This is a genomic window from Exiguobacterium aurantiacum (assembly GCF_024362205.1).
Lineage (GTDB): Bacteria > Bacillota > Bacilli > Exiguobacteriales > Exiguobacteriaceae > Exiguobacterium > Exiguobacterium aurantiacum_B.
Genome location: NZ_CP101462.1, coordinates 2,700,001 through 2,715,459, shown reverse-complemented (window position 1 = coordinate 2,715,459; position 15,459 = coordinate 2,700,001). Strand labels below are relative to the sequence as shown.

Genomic DNA, 15,459 nt, shown 5'->3' with positions numbered 1-15,459 from the left:
ACGGATGATTGAAACAATGATCAGCCCTGTCATCCACGTCGTCACGCCGAAAGGGTTTCAAGCGTGCGGTGTTCACGCCGGACTGAAACGAAAGCGCAAGGATTTGGCGCTGCTCGTCTGTGAACATGCGGCCAGTGCCGCCGCGGTCTATACGACGAACCAGTTCCAAGCGGCCCCGATCCAAGTGACGAAAGAAACGCTACACGCGTCGCACGGAAAGATTCGTGCCGTGTTGATCAACAGTGGGAACGCCAACGCCTGCACCGGGCCGCAAGGGCTCGAGGACGCGTATGTGATGCGCGATAAGGCGGCCGAACATATCGGGGTCAAACCGGAAGAAGTGGCAATCGCCTCGACAGGTGTCATCGGCCAACTGTTGCCGATGGACACGCTCTTGAATGGAATCGATTTGCTTGAACCAATCCAGGAGGAGACGGGGGCGGAGTCGTTCGCAGAAGCGATTTTGACGACCGATACGGGGACAAAATGTACGGGGGTCGAGTACGCCGAAGGCGACGCCGCCGTCACGATTGCGGGCGTGGCCAAAGGCTCGGGTATGATTCATCCGAACATGGCGACGATGCTCGGCTTCATCACGACCGATGCCGTCATCGCACCAGACGTCTTGCAACGGGCGCTGAAACAGAGTGTCGATGCCTCGTTTAACAGCATCACCGTCGATGGGGACAGCTCGACGAACGATATGGTGCTCGCTTTGGCGAGCGGGCTGACCGAGATGGACGAAATCATCGAAGGCACGCCAGCCTATGACCGCTTTCGCCAAGCGTTGACCGACGTATGCACGAATCTCGCCAAGGCGATCGCCCGGGACGGGGAAGGGGCGACGAAACTGATTGAAGTCGAGGTCGTCGGGGCGAAGACCGATGAGGCGGCCCGGATGATCGCGAAACAAGTCGTCGGCTCCTCGCTCGTGAAAACGGCCGTCTATGGACAAGATGCGAACTGGGGACGCATCATCGCCGCCATCGGTGCCAGTGAGCAACCGATTGACGTGAACCATGTCGATATCCGTATCGGATCACAGCATGTATTGATGGAAAGTGCGCCGGTCTGGTTCGATGAGACACTCGCGACAGCAGAGATGGGACAAGACATCGTCCCGATTCAAATCCGGTTGCAAGACGGCACCGGACAAGGTCAGGCGTATGGCTGCGATTTGACCTACGATTACGTCAAAATCAATGCGAGTTACCGGACATGAAACAACGAAAAATCGTCAAACTCGGCGGGAGCGTTTGGGACACGCTCCATCCGGACTATTTTAACGAGTGGCGGGCGTGGCTCGAGGCGGGACATGAGCTCGTGCTCATCCATGGGGGTGGACCTGCCTTGTCGGCCTATTGCGAACGGCAACAAATCGAACCGGTGTTTCAAGACGGTCGTCGTGTCACGACCGCAGACGTGTTGACAGGGGCCGAGCGTGTGCTCGCGGGAGAGATGCAGACCGAAATCGTCGCTGCCCTCGGTCGTCATCATATTCAAGCGGTCGGTCTCTCGGGTGTGGACGGACAGACGCTGACAGGAAAGCAATTGGTGGAACTCGGGGCGGTCGGTGAAGTCGACCGTGTCGAGACGGACTTGTTCGAGCTGTTGCTCGCGAGTCGCTACGTGCCCGTCGTGACATCACTCTTACAAGGACCGGAAGGCACGTTGAACTGTAACGGGGATGACTGTGCGATCGCGGTCGCGGTCGCGTTGCGGGCCAACCGTTTTGAAATGATCACCGACGTACCGGGTATTCGCATCGATGGGACGTTCCGTCAAACGCTCACGCGTGAAGACGTCGAAACGGCCATCGCTTCGGGTCAAATCTATGGGGGCATGATCCCGAAGACTGAGGCGCTCCTAGGTGCTCTAACAGGAGGGATTGAAGTCGCGGTCATCCGTGACGGCAAGCAACCGGCTCATCCCGGGACAACACTACAGGAGGTGCACCATGCATTCACTACTACCGACATACGGACAACGACATATTGAGATTGAACAGGCGAGCGGCTCTTACGTGACCGATACGGACGGCAACCGGTATCTCGACTTCGTCATGGGCATCGCCGTCTGCGGGACGGGCCATCGTCATCCGCATGTGAGCCAAGCGCTCGAGGCGCAGCTGCAAAAAGTGTGGCACACGTCGAACCTTTACAACATCAGCGGGCAAACTCGCGTCGCCGAGATGCTCATGTCAGGGACGCATTTGACGCATGCGTTCTTCTGTAACAGCGGGACCGAGGCGAACGAAGGGGCGTTCAAATTGATTCGGAAATGGACGAACAAGACAAAAATCGTGACGTTCACGAAATCGTTCCACGGTCGCACGTTCGCGATGCTCGGGGCGACCGGACAAGACAAGGTCAAAGCCGGTTTCGGCCCGATGGTGGCTGATTTCGTACACGCACCGTTCAATGACATGGACGCATTCAACATGATCGATGAGGAGACGGCTGCGGTCTGGCTCGAAATCGTCCAAGGCGAGGGCGGGGTCGTCGTCGCTGACTCGGCCTGGCTCGAAGCGCTTCAAGCGAAGGCGACTGAGCATGGTGTCAAAATCGTCGTCGATGAGGTGCAGACCGGGATTGCCCGCACAGGTACCCGTTTCGCGTTCGAACAGACCCCGCTTCAACCGGACGTCGTCACGCTCGCGAAAGGGCTCGGCAGCGGTTTCCCTGTCGGAGCGATTTTGACAGCAACGGGTGCGGAGCATGTCTTCACGGCTGGAAGTCACGGTTCGACGTTCGGCGGCAATCCGCTTGCGATGGCCGCGGCGGAAGCGACGCTCGACATCTTGTTCGAGGCGGACGCACTTGCCCATGTCAATGCGACGGGCGCGCGATTACGAGCGGGCTTGGAACAATTTGTCGACGGGGAGACGTTCACTGAAGTGCGTGGGCTGGGGTTGATGCTCGGGCTCGTCGCGACGCAACCGGTCGCGGCGTGGATTGAACAATTGCGAGACGCGGGGCTCTTGGTCGTCGCGGCAGGTCCGGACGTGATTCGCTTCTTGCCGTCTTTGCTGCTCACGGAAGCTGAAGTGGATGAAGCACTCGCAATCATTGAACATGTGATTACAAAGGAGATGGTGTCATGACGGGGACAGTGACGTTACAAAGCGGTCAACAGTTCAACGGGACGTGGGAGACGAGTGCGCGCTTGGCGAAAGGGGAGGTCGTCTTCTTCACAGGCATGACCGGTTACCAAGAAGTGTTGACCGATCCGTCGTACGCCGGTCAAATCGTCGCCTTCACGTATCCGCTCATCGGGCAATATGGGTTGACCGACGCAGCATCTGAAAGTGCGGACATTCAAGTGGCGGGCGTGCTCGTCCAGACGTTGGCTGGAAACGGGGCGGCGACCGATTTGAAAGACTGGCTGGAACAGTCCGGTGTACCGGTACTGTCAGACATCGATACACGCTCGCTCGTCCATGCCCTCCGTGAACACGGGGATCAATGGGGTGTGATGACTTCTGAAATCGAGGCATCGTTTGACGGGGACTTACATCAAATCACCGAGACCGTTTCGACGTCAGAGCATGTGCGTCACGGCGACGGGGCGAGCGGACATATCGTCTGTCTCGACTTCGGCGTGAAGGCGTCGATGGTTCAAGCGATGGTGGAGCGAGGGTACACGGTGACAGTCGTTCCGTTCGATACGACGGCCGAAAAAGTCCAAGCGCTCGCACCGACCGGGATTCTCGTGTCGAACGGTCCGGGAGACCCGCGTGATTTGGTCGATTACCTCGACAATGTGCGTGAAGTGGCGCTGGCATATCCGACCCTCGGCATTTGTATGGGCCATCAACTGCTCGCGCTCGCGTTCGGCTGTGAAATTGAAAAACAGACGTACGGACACCGCGGATCCAACCATCCGGTCCGGAACGTCCAGACGGGTGAAGTGTGGATGACGTCGCAAAATCATGGGTACGTCGTCACACGGGACAGTTTGGAAGAGACGCCGCTCGAATTATTGTTTGAGAACGTGAACGATTTGTCGGTCGAAGGGACGTTGCACCGCACTGCCCCGATTCTCTCGGCCCAGTTCCATCCGGAGGCCAGTCCGGGACCGAAAGAAGCACAAGCCATCTTTGACCGCTTCGACAAAATGATTCAGCAAGGGGTGAACGTCTATGCATAAGAAAGTACTCGTCATCGGTTCAGGTCCAATTATCATCGGACAGGCGGCCGAGTTTGACTATTCGGGCACACAGGCGTGCCAAGCGCTTCGAGAAGCGGGATGTGAGGTCGTGCTCTTCAACTCGAACCCGGCCACGATTATGACCGATCCCGGTTTGGCCGATCACACGTACATCGAGGCGATGACGTTAGAGAAGGCCGAGTTGATTATCGAGGCAGAACGACCGACCCATTTGCTCGCCACGGTCGGCGGGCAGACTGCCCTCAACTTGGCGCTCGCTTTAGACGAGGCCGGCGTGCTTGATCAATACGGCATCGCTCTCCTTGGGACGTCGCTCGAGACGATTCGTGACGGGGAGGACCGCGAACGGTTCAAGCAGAAGATGAACGAACTCGGGGAACCGCTCCCGGTCAGCACGACCATCGAGTCCATCGAGGCGCTTGACGGCTTTATCGCCGAGACAGGCGTCCCGCTCATCGTCCGTCCGGCGTTCACGCTCGGCGGTACCGGCGGCGGGATTGCGGAGACGATTGATGCGGCGTACACGCTTGCGAAGCGTGGTCTCGAGGCGAGTCCAATCTCGCAGTGTTTGATCGAGCAGAGCATCGCCGGCTATAAAGAGTTCGAATATGAGGTCATGCGTGACGCCAACGGGACGTGCATCATCGTCTGCAACATGGAAAACATCGACCCGGTCGGCGTCCATACGGGTGACTCGGTCGTGTTCGCCCCGGCCCAGACGTTATCGGATGCGATGCATCAGACGTTACGGAGCGCCGCATTCCGAATCGTCTCGGCTCTCGGTGTCATCGGCGGATGTAACATCCAGTTCGCCGTCCATCCGACGGAAGACGCCTACTACGTGATCGAAGTGAACCCGCGCGTCTCGCGTAGCTCGGCGCTCGCCTCAAAAGCGACCGGGTATCCGATTGCGAAGATTGCGACCCGTCTCGCGCTCGGGGAACGACTCGACGATTGCATCAATCCCGTCACGAACGGAACGATGGCGAGCTTCGAACCGGCCCTCGATTATGTGACGGCGAAAGTGCCGACGTTCCCGTTCGATTTGTTCAATGGGACGGACCGGACGCTCGGACCGCAGATGAAAGCGACCGGGGAGAGCATGGCGATGGGCAAAACGCTCGAAGAAGCGCTACAGAAAGCATGGCGTGGTGCCGGTGTCGAGCAGCGTCCGCTCTATCCAAGTTGGATGGCGACAGCTGATGCCGACGCGCTATACGCTGAAATATCGGCACCGACCGACCGTCGTCTCCTGGCGTGCCTCGCGCTACTCGACCAGGGAATCGCCACGGCGTCACAACTTGAAGCGTTGACGGGCATCGCCCCACACTTCATGATGACGTTCGACCGACTCGTGACGACAATCCATCTGAACCTGTCCACGCCAGCGAACCTGTTGCAGGCGAAACGGTTCGGCTTCACCGACGCCCAGATCGCGCAGCAGATGAACGTCACGGCCGAAACGGTGGTATCGATGCGGCTCGAACACGACATCCATCCGGTCTATCAGATGATAGATACGTGTGCCGCTGAGTTCGAGAGTCGCACGCCGTACTTTTATGGGACGTGGCACGGGACGTCTGAAGTCGTGCCGAGCGAGCGTCCAAAAGTCGCCGTCATCGGGTCCGGACCGATTCGGATCGGGCAAGGCATCGAGTTCGATTACAGTTCGGTGCATGCCGTCTGGGCGCTTCAAAAGCTCGGGGTCGAGACGATTATGATCAACAACAACCCGGAGACGGTGTCGACCGATTTCACGGTCGCCGACAAGCTGTACGTCGAACCGTTGACGATTGAAGATGTCGTCCACGTGTTGGAGGCCGAAGGCTGTCAGGACGTGTTGATTCAGTTCGGCGGTCAGACCGGCATCGCTCTCGCGCATGCGTTAGAAGACAAAGGATATCGCCTGCTCGGTGCATCGGCTGATGTCATCGATCAAATGGAAGACCGGGATCGCTTCTATCAGTTCCTCGATGGTATCGGTGTGGCCCACATCCCTGGAGAAGAGGTCGGGTCGGCAGACGAGTTGACGTCCGCAATCAATCGTCTTGGCTACCCATGTGTCGTTCGTCCCTCCTACGTCATCGGTGGGAAAGGGATGTACATCATTCGGACGAATGAGGACTTGGCGCGGATCGCCCCGAGTTTGAACTACCCACTCCTCGTCGATGCGTATGTCGATGGACGTGAACTCGAAGTCGACTGTGTGACAGACGGGAAAACCGTCTACGTCCCGGCCTTGCTCGAACAGATTGAGGCCGCCGGTGTCCATTCGGGCGATTCGACGATGATTCTGCCACCGGTCAAGACGTCACGCGCGCAACAGGCGGAGATTGAAACCATCGTTCAAACGATTGGACAAGCGCTCGCGTACCGAGGGGCGCTCAACATCCAATTCGTCTTGAAGGGCGACGTCATCTACGTGCTCGAGATCAACCCGCGTGCATCTCGGACGGTCCCGATCGTTAGTAAAGTGACCGGGGAACCGCTTATCGAATGGGCGACGCTCGCGGCGTTCGGCCATGAGTTGGCAACCGTCGTCTCAGACGAACGTCCGGTATGGAACGGATATGCCATCAAGACACCGGTATTCTCAAGTTTGAAATTGCCGGGCGTCGACCCACTCACCGGACCCGTCATGCGCTCGACCGGGGAGACGCTCCAATTCAGCATGACCCCTTACGTGACCGAACGGTTCTGTTACGATGCGACGACGACGCGCGTCATGATTCGGACCGAGACCGTAGCCGGGAAAGGCTGGTCGTCATATAGTGATCAAACGCTTGATGAGACGACCGAGTTCCAAAACGTGTCGGTCCTATTCTCGAACGCACCAGAAGAACAAGCGGCACGTGAGACGGCGGTCCGAAACGGTGTCCACGTCATCTCGGAGACACATCTTGCCGAGTACTATCAACAAGCGATGCAAGCGGAACCGATGCCGGTCCGTTCACTTCAAACGATGCAGACAGGAGAGGGACTACCATTATGACGACGAAAACGATCAATCATCTACTGACACTCGAGGAACTGACTCCGTCCGCGCTCGACGACTTGCTTGGACTCGCGGCCGAGGTGAAACGACAGCCGGAAGCGTTCCAGTCCGCACTCGCCGGCAAGAAAGTGGCGCTCTTGTTCGAGAAGGCCTCGACCCGGACCCGGATGTCGTTCGAGGTCGGTGTCGTCGAACTCGGCGGTTATCCGCTGTTCTTGAGCAGCAGTGACTTACAGATCGGACGCGGGGAACCGCTGACGGATACGATTCAAGTCATGAGCCGCTATGTCGACGCGCTCATGATTCGGACGTATGCCCACGAGACGGTCGAGACGCTCGCTTCGGCAGGGTCGATTCCGATTATCAACGGATTGACCGATTCCCATCACCCGTGCCAAGTACTCGCCGACTTGTTGACGGTCGAGGAAGTGTTCGGCACGAGAACGGCGAAGACGTTGACGTACATCGGAGACGGGAACAATATGGCCCACTCGCTCATGATCGGGGGCGCGCTCAGCGGGATGCACATCCGCATCGCCTCGCCGGAAGCGTATACGGTCGAGACCGACATTTTTGAACGGGCGAACGAACTCGCGGCGACGACGGGGGGCAGCGTCACGTTGTGGCAAGACCCGGTCGCTGCGGCCGAGGGAGCGGACGTCATTTACACAGATGTGTTCGCGAGCATGGGACAAGAAGCGGAAGCGGCGGAACGGTTGACGCAGTTCGCGACGTTCCAAGTTGATGCTACCCTCATGCAACAAGCGAAGTCGGATGCGATTTTCTTGCACTGCCTCCCGGCTCACCGTGGTGAGGAAGTGACGGCTGACGTCATCGACGGCCCGCAATCGGTCGTGTTCGATCAAGCTGAGAATCGATTGCACGCGCAAAAGGCGCTCATGCTCACCTTGCTCACCTAAACGAAAAGAGAGGACTCGCCGCTTTGGCGAATCCTCTCTTTTTTACCGTCATAAGAAGCGGGCGAACAAACCGAACACGGCCAGTCCGACAATCACGTAGAAAATCCATTTGCCTTCACCCGTATGAATGATGGGCGGAGAATACTTGCGAGGCTTGTACTTCCCGTAACGGAGCGGGCGCGAGTATGGGACCGCGAACCGGGAAAGCGGAATCGCGAGCAAGAACCCAGCAAGGAAGCCATACACGTGTCCCCACAGTGATACGTTCGCCCCGATGAGCGTGAACACGGCGCTGATGGCGACGAAGATATAGACGAGTCGAGCATCCTGACTATAGATGAGCGTCCGGCGGAACCGACCGATGTACACATAGAAGCCAAGAATCGCTAAAATCGCCCCTGAAGCACCGGCTTGCAGGTAGAACAGCTCACTCACCGTGAAGAACGTGAGCAAGTTGGCAAGCACACCGGCCACGATATAAAACACGGCGAACTTGATGTGACCGACCATGCGTTCCATGGCGGGTCCGAAGATGATCAAAGCGAACGAGTTGAACAGCAAATGACCGAGCCCTAAGTGGATGAAGTTGGCCGTCAAGAGACGGTACCATTCCCCTTGGGCGAGCGCGAGATGGAACGACCCGCCGAGTGCGACGATTCGGAGGTCAGGTACCAAAGAATCGATGACAAACACGAGCAGTTGGATTACAATGAACAGCGTTACGAGCGGATACGCCCGGACGAACGTTTGAACATTCTCAGTACGACTAAACATAGCATCACCTCTTTCCTTAATTGTATAAGGAAACGAGTGAAAAAGGAAAGGAGCGAGTGTCCTGTGATTGTGGGAATCGGAATCGATATCGTCGAGCTCGAGCGGATTGCTCGCTCGATCAAGAATGACCGTTTCGTCGCGCGTCTGTTGACCGAAGCTGAGCGGGCGCTCGCCGACGCCTATCCAGAACAACGCCGCATCGAATTCGTCGCTGGACGGTTCGCGGCGAAAGAAGCGTATGCCAAAGCGGTCGGGACCGGGATTGCCCGGGGCCTGTCGTGGCAACAAATCGAAATCTTACCGGATGAGGCCGGGCGACCACATATGACGGCGCCTTACTCAGGCCGGATTCATATGAGTATCAGCCACAGCGAGCAATACGCCGTGGCACAAGTCATCATTGAAGAGGGGGATCACGATGTTTCGTCCAAGTTGGATTGAAATTGATCGGGCGGCGATCAAGCATAACGTAATCGAAATCAAAAAACGGATCCCGCAAGCGCTCATGGCCGTCGTCAAAGCGAACGCTTACGGACATGGAGCCGTCGAAGTCGCGAAAATCGCACTCGAGAACGGGGCAACGATGCTCGGAGTGGCCTTGCTTGAAGAAGCCATCGAGCTCCGAGAGGCTGGGATTGAAGCACCGATTCTCGTCATGGAGGCCCAGTTCCCAGAAACTGCGGGCGTCGCGGCCGATCATGATGTGACGTTGTCGGTCTTTTCGGCCGACTGGTTACGTGAGGCGCGCACGCATCTATCTGACCGTCCGCTGACCGTTCATGTGAAAGTCGACACCGGGATGGGGCGCCTCGGTCTGCGGACCCGCGCTGAACTTGATGCACTTCTCGAGGCGGCCGATGACCGTTTCGTCGTTGAAGGGATCTATACTCATTTCGCGACGGCGGATGAGCCGGACAGCCAGCTATATTATGAGCAACAGGAGCGGTTCGGTCAGTTGATGGATGGCCTCCACTCGCGATTCCGTTACATCCATACATCGAACTCGGCCGGGGCGATTCGCATGGCCGGGGAAGATGTGCCGTATAACTTGGTACGGGTCGGAATTGCGATTTATGGGCTCTACCCGTCAGCTGAAATGGCTTCCTTCTATTCATTTTTACGTCCGGCCTTCACGTTGAAGAGCAAACTCATGCAAGTGAAGCGACTTGAGGCCGGACAGACGATCAGCTACGGGGCGACGTATACGACGACTGAGGATGAGTGGATTGGCACCGTGCCGGTCGGGTATGCCGACGGTTGGATTCGCAAAGCGAGCGGATTCGAAGTCGACGTCAACGGACACCATTGTCCGATCGTCGGTCGTGTCTGCATGGACCGCTTCATGGTGAGGCTTCCTGAAGAGCTGCCGGTCGGGACGGTCGTCACCCTCATCGGTGGACCGGTCGCGATTGACGAACTGGCCACGCATCTCGAGACGATCAACTACGAGGTCGTCTGTCAATTAACGAATCGCCTCCCGCGACGTTATGTGTAAAGCGGAAAACGTGTGAAATTATCTGAATTCTTTCGGGAATTCTCTATATTTTCCCAAACTCGCGTGTTATATTGGTAAAGAACGCGGGAATATTTCCGCCAGTCATTGAAACGATTCTGGAGGTGTAAGATGTTGAAACAGCGAACTGCGGGTGCTTTAGCGTCCGTTCCAGATCGGTTCTCGCAGCATGTGGGTCCGATTTCGATGAAAGACCGTGAATCATTGTCATTGAACGATGTAGTGACGTACTTGTCCAAAGAAATTGCTGATCGACAACAAACACTGCGCGAAGAATTGGCGAGAGGCTATCAAGAGATGGCCGCGTTTAATTTGAATATGGCAGAAGAGATGCTGATGATTGAGACGGAAGCCGAACATGCTCTCTTACGTCAAGTAAGCGGGGTGTGAGCGGAGTGATCGTAAAGCGTGGTGACGTGTTTTATGCGAATCTGTCGCCCGTAGTCGGTTCAGAGCAAGGTGGAGTTCGTCCGGTTCTCGTCATTCAAAACGATATCGGCAATCGCTTTAGCCCGACCGTCATTGTCGCTGCGATTACGGCTCAGATCCAGAAAGCAAAACTGCCGACTCATGTAGAGGTATATCAAGTCAAACATGGTCTCGAACGAGATTCCGTGATTTTGCTTGAACAGATTCGAACGATTGATAAGCGTCGTCTGACGGATAAAGTCACTCATCTCGATGATGAGACGATGCACAAAGTTGACCGAGCGCTAGAGATTAGTCTGGGATTAATCCCTCTCTAGCTTACATATAAGGAAACCGATACATGGGTATCGGTTTTTTTTCAAAAAAATCTTTAAAAAATAGTTTAGAATTCTGTAAAACGGGAATTTAGTTTAATCGTACTCAATTTTTCTGTACGCACATTAGGAGGGAATATACGATGGATTTAGCGATTCGCGAGCAAGTCATTGGAGAACAATTACACCTTTACGTATCCGGAGAAGTGGATACATATACCGCACCCAAATTGAAGGAAGTCTTGCACCCGGCCATTACGGAACAAGATGTTACCGTTCATTTGGATGAAGTCGACTATATGGATTCAACTGGTCTCGGCGTATTTGTCGGTGCCCTTAAAATAGCCAAACGTAACGAGAAGGAGTTGTCGCTCGTCGGCGTCACCGACCGCGTCAACCGTCTCTTTGAATTGACAGGACTGCACAAGTTGCTTTCGATCAATACAAACGTAAGAGGTGGCACGCAATGAGTAACATCGAACAGACGGTGATGACGTTCCCGGCCAAACCGGAGTATGTCGGTGTGGTCCGTTTAGTCGTCTCAGGAATCGCTAACCGTATGGGATATACGTACGACGAGATCGAAGATATTAAAATCGCGGTCTCGGAAGCCTGTGGCAATGCTGTTCAACATGCCTATGAAGATCAAGAAGGTGAAGTGAAGCTCACGTGCGGCGTCCATGAAGATCGTCTCGAAATGACGATCGAGGACTCGGGCAAAACATTTGCCGACGACGTGAAACGCCAAGCGGCGCCAGTCGAAGAGACGGCTGAAATCGAATCGCTTCACGAAGGGGGACTCGGTCTTTTCCTCATTGAAGCCTTAATGGATGACGTCTCGATCAACAAGGACAACGGTGTCAAGGTGACGATGACGAAACTCCTTAATAGGGACGAGGTGGATCAGAGTGCCAGCAAAATCTCAACAACGCCATCACAGTGATGATGAAGTATTAGAGTGGATCGAGCGTTATCAACAGGACGATCAAAATGAAGAAGTCCAAATGCTCCTCATCAACCGATACTCGGACCTCGTTGAGGCGCTCGCACGAAAGTTTTCGCGGGGCCGAGCCATCCATGACGATCTCGTTCAAGTCGGGATGATCGGACTTCTTGCTGCCCTCCGCCGTTTCGACCCTGAGTTCGGACGCAGTTTCGAATCGTTCGCCGTTCCGACGATTATCGGGGAAATCAAGCGTTTCATCCGGGACAAGACGTGGAGCGTCCACGTTCCACGCCGGATTAAAGAGCTTGGACCGAAAATCAAGAAGACGGTCGAAGAATTGACGACCGAGTTACAACGTTCACCGCGCATCGATGAGATCGCCGATCACCTCGGTGTTTCGGATGAAGAGATTCTCGAGACGCTTGAGATGGGTAAGAGCTATCAAGCGCTTTCTGTCGACAGCTCAATCGAAGCGGATAACGAAGGTTCGACTGTCACGCTCCTCGACCTTGTCGGGAGTCAAGAACGTGGCTACGAATCGGTCGACCAGCGTCTCATCCTTGAAAAAGCGTTCAGTGTCTTGAACGAACGAGAACAGGCGATTCTGGAATGCGCCTATTACAAAAACATGAGTCAAAAAGAGACGGGTGAACTCCTCGGGATTTCACAGATGCACGTATCGCGTTTGCAGCGACGTGCGCTCGAGAAATTACGCGAAGCCATCAAAGTCCCACTCAATGAAGTATTCTCAAACGATGACTAAACGGTCATCGTTTTTTTGTCGTCTAGGCGTGAGTTTGCTACACTTCTAGAGAGAAGAGAAAAGGAAGTGATTCGATTGATTACGAAAGTCGCAAAAGAGTTGAAGTTAAAGCCGAGTCAAGTCGAGACGGTGCAACAGCTTGCCGCTGACGGAGCGACGATTCCGTTCATGGCCCGTTATCGTAAAGAAATGACCGGTAATCTCGATGAAGTCGAAATCAAAGCGATCCTCGACGCCTTACAATATGAAGAGAGTTTGCACAAACGTAAGACGGACGTCCTTGCCAAACTCGAAGAACTCGAGAAGGCGACACCGGAGTTGACCCGTGCGCTTGAAGCGGCGACAAGCCTGCAGCAAGTCGATGACATTTACCTTCCGTATCGTCCGAAGCGACGGACGAAAGCCGAACAAGGACGGGAAAAAGGCCTCCAAGCCCTCGCCGACTGGTATCGTCAACCGACACCGTATTCGGTGAAAGAAGCGGAGTCGTTAGCCGGGGACCTTTCGCTTGAAGAAGCACTTCCGTTCGTGCAATCGATCATCGGGGAGGAATGGGGCGAAGTGGCGACGCTTCGACAATCACTTCGAACACGAGTCCGGAAAGAGGCACTCCTTCGTTCACAGAAGAAAAAACAGGCGGAAGATGAGAAAGAAGTGTTCGCCCAGTATTATGAATATGAAGAAAAAATCGCGGGAATTGTCCCGCACCGAATCCTCGCCTTGAACCGTGGAGAGCGCACGGATGTGTTGCAAGTGAAAATCGCCTTCGACGAAGCGGGCTTCATGCGGCAAGCGCTCGCCAAGTTTGACCGCTTGCCGACGGAGAAACGTGAACTTGTCACGCTCGCCGTGAAGGACGCCTTCAAGAAATCGGTGTTCCCGGCGATCGAACGTGAGATTCGGAGCGAGTTGACCGAGACGGCCGAAGAGCAGGCAATCGACGTGTTCTCGAAAAACTTGAAGCAGCTCTATATGCAACCGCCGCTTCGCGAGGTCGTCGTCTTAGGGATTGACCCAGCCTACCGCACCGGATGTAAATGGGCCGTCGTCAATGAGATTGGAAAAGTCGAAGAGGTCGGTGTCTTCTATCCGACGGCACCGAAACATGATGTCGCCGGTTCGGAGAAAGTGTTGGCGTCGCTCGTGAAGCGTTACCCGATCTCTGTCATCGTCATCGGGAACGGGACCGCATCTCGTGAGACGGAACAGTTCGTATCGAATTGGTTGAAGAAAGCGGAACGGGAGATTGCCTATGCCATCGTCAACGAGGCGGGGGCAAGTGTCTATTCGGCCTCGGAGATTGCCCGGTCTGAATTCCCGGAATTGAAAGTAGAAGAACGTTCGGCTGTTTCGATCGCTCGACGCATTCAAGATGCAATGGCGGAACTCGTAAAAGTCGATCCGCAGTCTGTTGGGGTCGGACAATATCAGCACGACGTCAGTCAAAACAAGTTGAAAGGGTCGCTCGAGTTCGTCGTCGAGAGTGTCGTCAACATGGTCGGTGTCGATGTAAACCGGGCCTCGGAGTCACTTCTGACATACGTATCCGGGTTGAATAAGACGACGGCCAAAAACATCGTCGCGTATCGGGATGAGTTCGGGCGCTTTGATACACGGAAAGAAATCAAGAAAGTGCCGCGTCTTGGAGCAAAGGCGTATGAACAAGCAGCCGGCTTTTTACGGATCACGAACGGGAGCGATGTGCTCGACCAGACGGAGATTCATCCGGAGAGCTATAAGTTGACGCTCTCTCTATTGAAGGAACTCGGTGTTTCGAAGCAAGCAGTCGGTACGGCTGAACTACGAGATCGATTGAAGACCGTCGATGCCAAAGCGCTGAGTGAGAAGCTAAATGCCGGATTGCCGACAGTCGAAGATATCTTGAAGTCGCTCGCAAAACCGGGACGTGACCCGCGCGAAGACATTCAAAAGCCATTACTTCGGACAGATGTCATGAACTTGGAAGACCTTCAAGTGGGGATGGAGTTCCAAGGGACGGTGCGAAACGTCATCGACTTTGGTGCGTTCGTTGATATCGGGGTTAAGCAAGACGGACTCGTCCATATTTCAAAATTGTCGAATCGCTACGTCAAACATCCGCTTGATGTCGTTGCGGTCGGTGATATCGTCACCGTATGGATTGAACAAGTGGACGCCAATCGTGGACGGATCAGTCTTACGATGCTGGAGCCGAAGCGTTAAATAAGAAGAAACTAGCACCGAGCAAAATGTTTTTCATTTTGCTCGGGTTTTTTTATGAAAAAGTGTTGACGGTCTTTTCTGCCCGTGCTATCTTATAGAAGTCGCCGAGAGACGACATGGAATATTAAAGCTTTTCTAAAAAAGTGATTGACAGGTTTCTGGTTTGCGGTTACAATTTAAATCGTTACTTCGATAATTCAAGCAACGTTCCGCAATAGCTCAGTGGTAGAGCAACCGGCTGTTAACCGGTAGGTCGTAGGTTCAAATCCTACTTGCGGAGCCATTTTATTTTGGAGACGTACCCAAGAGGCTATAAGGGGCTCCCCTGCTAAGGGAGTAGGCTGGGAAACCGGTGCGAGGGTTCGAATCCCTCCGTCTCCGCCACTTAATTTTTAGAAAACACATACATCTGGCCCGTTGGTCAAGCGGTTAA

The 15,459-nt window shown here is 55.0% G+C and carries 15 protein-coding genes and 3 tRNA genes (1 of these 18 only partly in view); 17 read left to right on the top strand and 1 reads right to left on the bottom strand.

Going from position 1 to position 15,459, the window contains the following annotated elements; translation table 11 throughout:
- Positions 1-4 precede the first annotated feature (4 nt).
- From argJ to argF, 6 genes are read left to right on the top strand one after another with little or no spacing between them, the layout of a single operon-like run.
- Positions 5-1,222 carry a bifunctional glutamate N-acetyltransferase/amino-acid acetyltransferase ArgJ gene (gene argJ, locus NMQ00_RS14120; RefSeq protein ID WP_255177180.1) on the top strand — a complete coding sequence of 406 codons (1,218 nt, stop codon included), beginning with the start codon at positions 5-7 and terminating at the stop codon, positions 1,220-1,222.
- Positions 1,219-1,998 (top strand): acetylglutamate kinase, encoded by a 780-nt coding sequence (argB, locus tag NMQ00_RS14115; protein WP_255177179.1) that lies wholly within the window; start codon positions 1,219-1,221, stop codon positions 1,996-1,998. The genes argJ and argB overlap by 4 nt, the downstream gene beginning before the upstream one ends.
- Complete coding sequence (locus tag NMQ00_RS14110) at positions 1,958-3,103, top strand: acetylornithine transaminase (protein ID WP_255177178.1); 1,146 nt, start codon at positions 1,958-1,960, stop codon at positions 3,101-3,103. The genes argB and NMQ00_RS14110 overlap by 41 nt, the downstream gene beginning before the upstream one ends.
- Complete coding sequence (locus NMQ00_RS14105; protein WP_255177177.1) at positions 3,100-4,149, top strand: carbamoyl phosphate synthase small subunit; 1,050 nt, start codon at positions 3,100-3,102, stop codon at positions 4,147-4,149. The genes NMQ00_RS14110 and NMQ00_RS14105 overlap by 4 nt, the downstream gene beginning before the upstream one ends.
- Positions 4,142-7,162 carry a carbamoyl-phosphate synthase (glutamine-hydrolyzing) large subunit gene (gene carB, locus NMQ00_RS14100; protein WP_255177176.1) on the top strand — a complete coding sequence of 1,007 codons (3,021 nt, stop codon included), beginning with the start codon at positions 4,142-4,144 and terminating at the stop codon, positions 7,160-7,162. The genes NMQ00_RS14105 and carB overlap by 8 nt, the downstream gene beginning before the upstream one ends.
- Positions 7,159-8,085 (top strand): ornithine carbamoyltransferase, encoded by a 927-nt coding sequence (gene argF / locus NMQ00_RS14095; RefSeq protein WP_255177175.1) that lies wholly within the window; start codon positions 7,159-7,161, stop codon positions 8,083-8,085. The genes carB and argF overlap by 4 nt, the downstream gene beginning before the upstream one ends.
- Before the next feature lie 48 nt (positions 8,086-8,133).
- Here argF and NMQ00_RS14090 read toward each other — a convergent pair whose 3' ends face one another.
- A complete protein-coding gene (locus NMQ00_RS14090) occupies positions 8,134-8,859 on the bottom strand; it encodes a rhomboid family intramembrane serine protease (RefSeq protein WP_034780868.1) in 726 nt (241 codons plus the stop codon).
- A gap of 63 nt (positions 8,860-8,922) precedes the next feature.
- On the opposite strand from NMQ00_RS14090, the gene acpS reads away from it, so the two are divergent.
- The 11 genes from acpS to NMQ00_RS14035 form a co-directional block, all read left to right on the top strand.
- A complete protein-coding gene (gene acpS / locus NMQ00_RS14085) occupies positions 8,923-9,300 on the top strand; it encodes a holo-ACP synthase (protein ID WP_214718376.1) in 378 nt (125 codons plus the stop codon).
- Positions 9,278-10,354 (top strand): alanine racemase, encoded by a 1,077-nt coding sequence (alr, locus tag NMQ00_RS14080; protein ID WP_255177174.1) that lies wholly within the window; start codon positions 9,278-9,280, stop codon positions 10,352-10,354. The genes acpS and alr overlap by 23 nt, the downstream gene beginning before the upstream one ends.
- Before the next feature lie 129 nt (positions 10,355-10,483).
- Positions 10,484-10,762 (top strand): hypothetical protein, encoded by a 279-nt coding sequence (locus NMQ00_RS14075; protein ID WP_021068181.1) that lies wholly within the window; start codon positions 10,484-10,486, stop codon positions 10,760-10,762.
- Positions 10,763-10,767: 5 nt separating this feature from the next.
- On the top strand, positions 10,768-11,118 hold the full coding sequence (locus tag NMQ00_RS14070; RefSeq protein WP_029596222.1) for a type II toxin-antitoxin system PemK/MazF family toxin: 351 nt from the start codon (positions 10,768-10,770) through the stop codon (positions 11,116-11,118).
- 140 nt (positions 11,119-11,258) lie between these two features.
- Complete coding sequence (locus tag NMQ00_RS14065; protein ID WP_021068183.1) at positions 11,259-11,585, top strand: STAS domain-containing protein; 327 nt, start codon at positions 11,259-11,261, stop codon at positions 11,583-11,585.
- Positions 11,582-12,058, top strand: coding sequence for an anti-sigma B factor RsbW (rsbW, locus tag NMQ00_RS14060; RefSeq protein ID WP_128123186.1), 477 nt, complete (start codon positions 11,582-11,584; stop codon positions 12,056-12,058). Before NMQ00_RS14065 ends, rsbW begins: the two co-directional genes overlap by 4 nt.
- On the top strand, positions 12,024-12,824 hold the full coding sequence (gene sigB, locus NMQ00_RS14055) for an RNA polymerase sigma factor SigB (RefSeq protein WP_021068185.1): 801 nt from the start codon (positions 12,024-12,026) through the stop codon (positions 12,822-12,824). The genes rsbW and sigB overlap by 35 nt, the downstream gene beginning before the upstream one ends.
- Before the next feature lie 75 nt (positions 12,825-12,899).
- Positions 12,900-15,026, top strand: a complete 2,127-nt coding sequence (locus NMQ00_RS14050) for a Tex family protein (protein WP_255178727.1) — start codon at positions 12,900-12,902, stop codon at positions 15,024-15,026.
- A gap of 208 nt (positions 15,027-15,234) precedes the next feature.
- Positions 15,235-15,309, top strand: a tRNA-Asn gene (locus NMQ00_RS14045).
- Positions 15,310-15,318: 9 nt separating this feature from the next.
- A tRNA-Ser gene (locus tag NMQ00_RS14040) sits at positions 15,319-15,410 on the top strand.
- A gap of 27 nt (positions 15,411-15,437) precedes the next feature.
- Positions 15,438-15,459, top strand: a tRNA-Glu gene (locus NMQ00_RS14035); it runs 53 nt beyond the window's last position.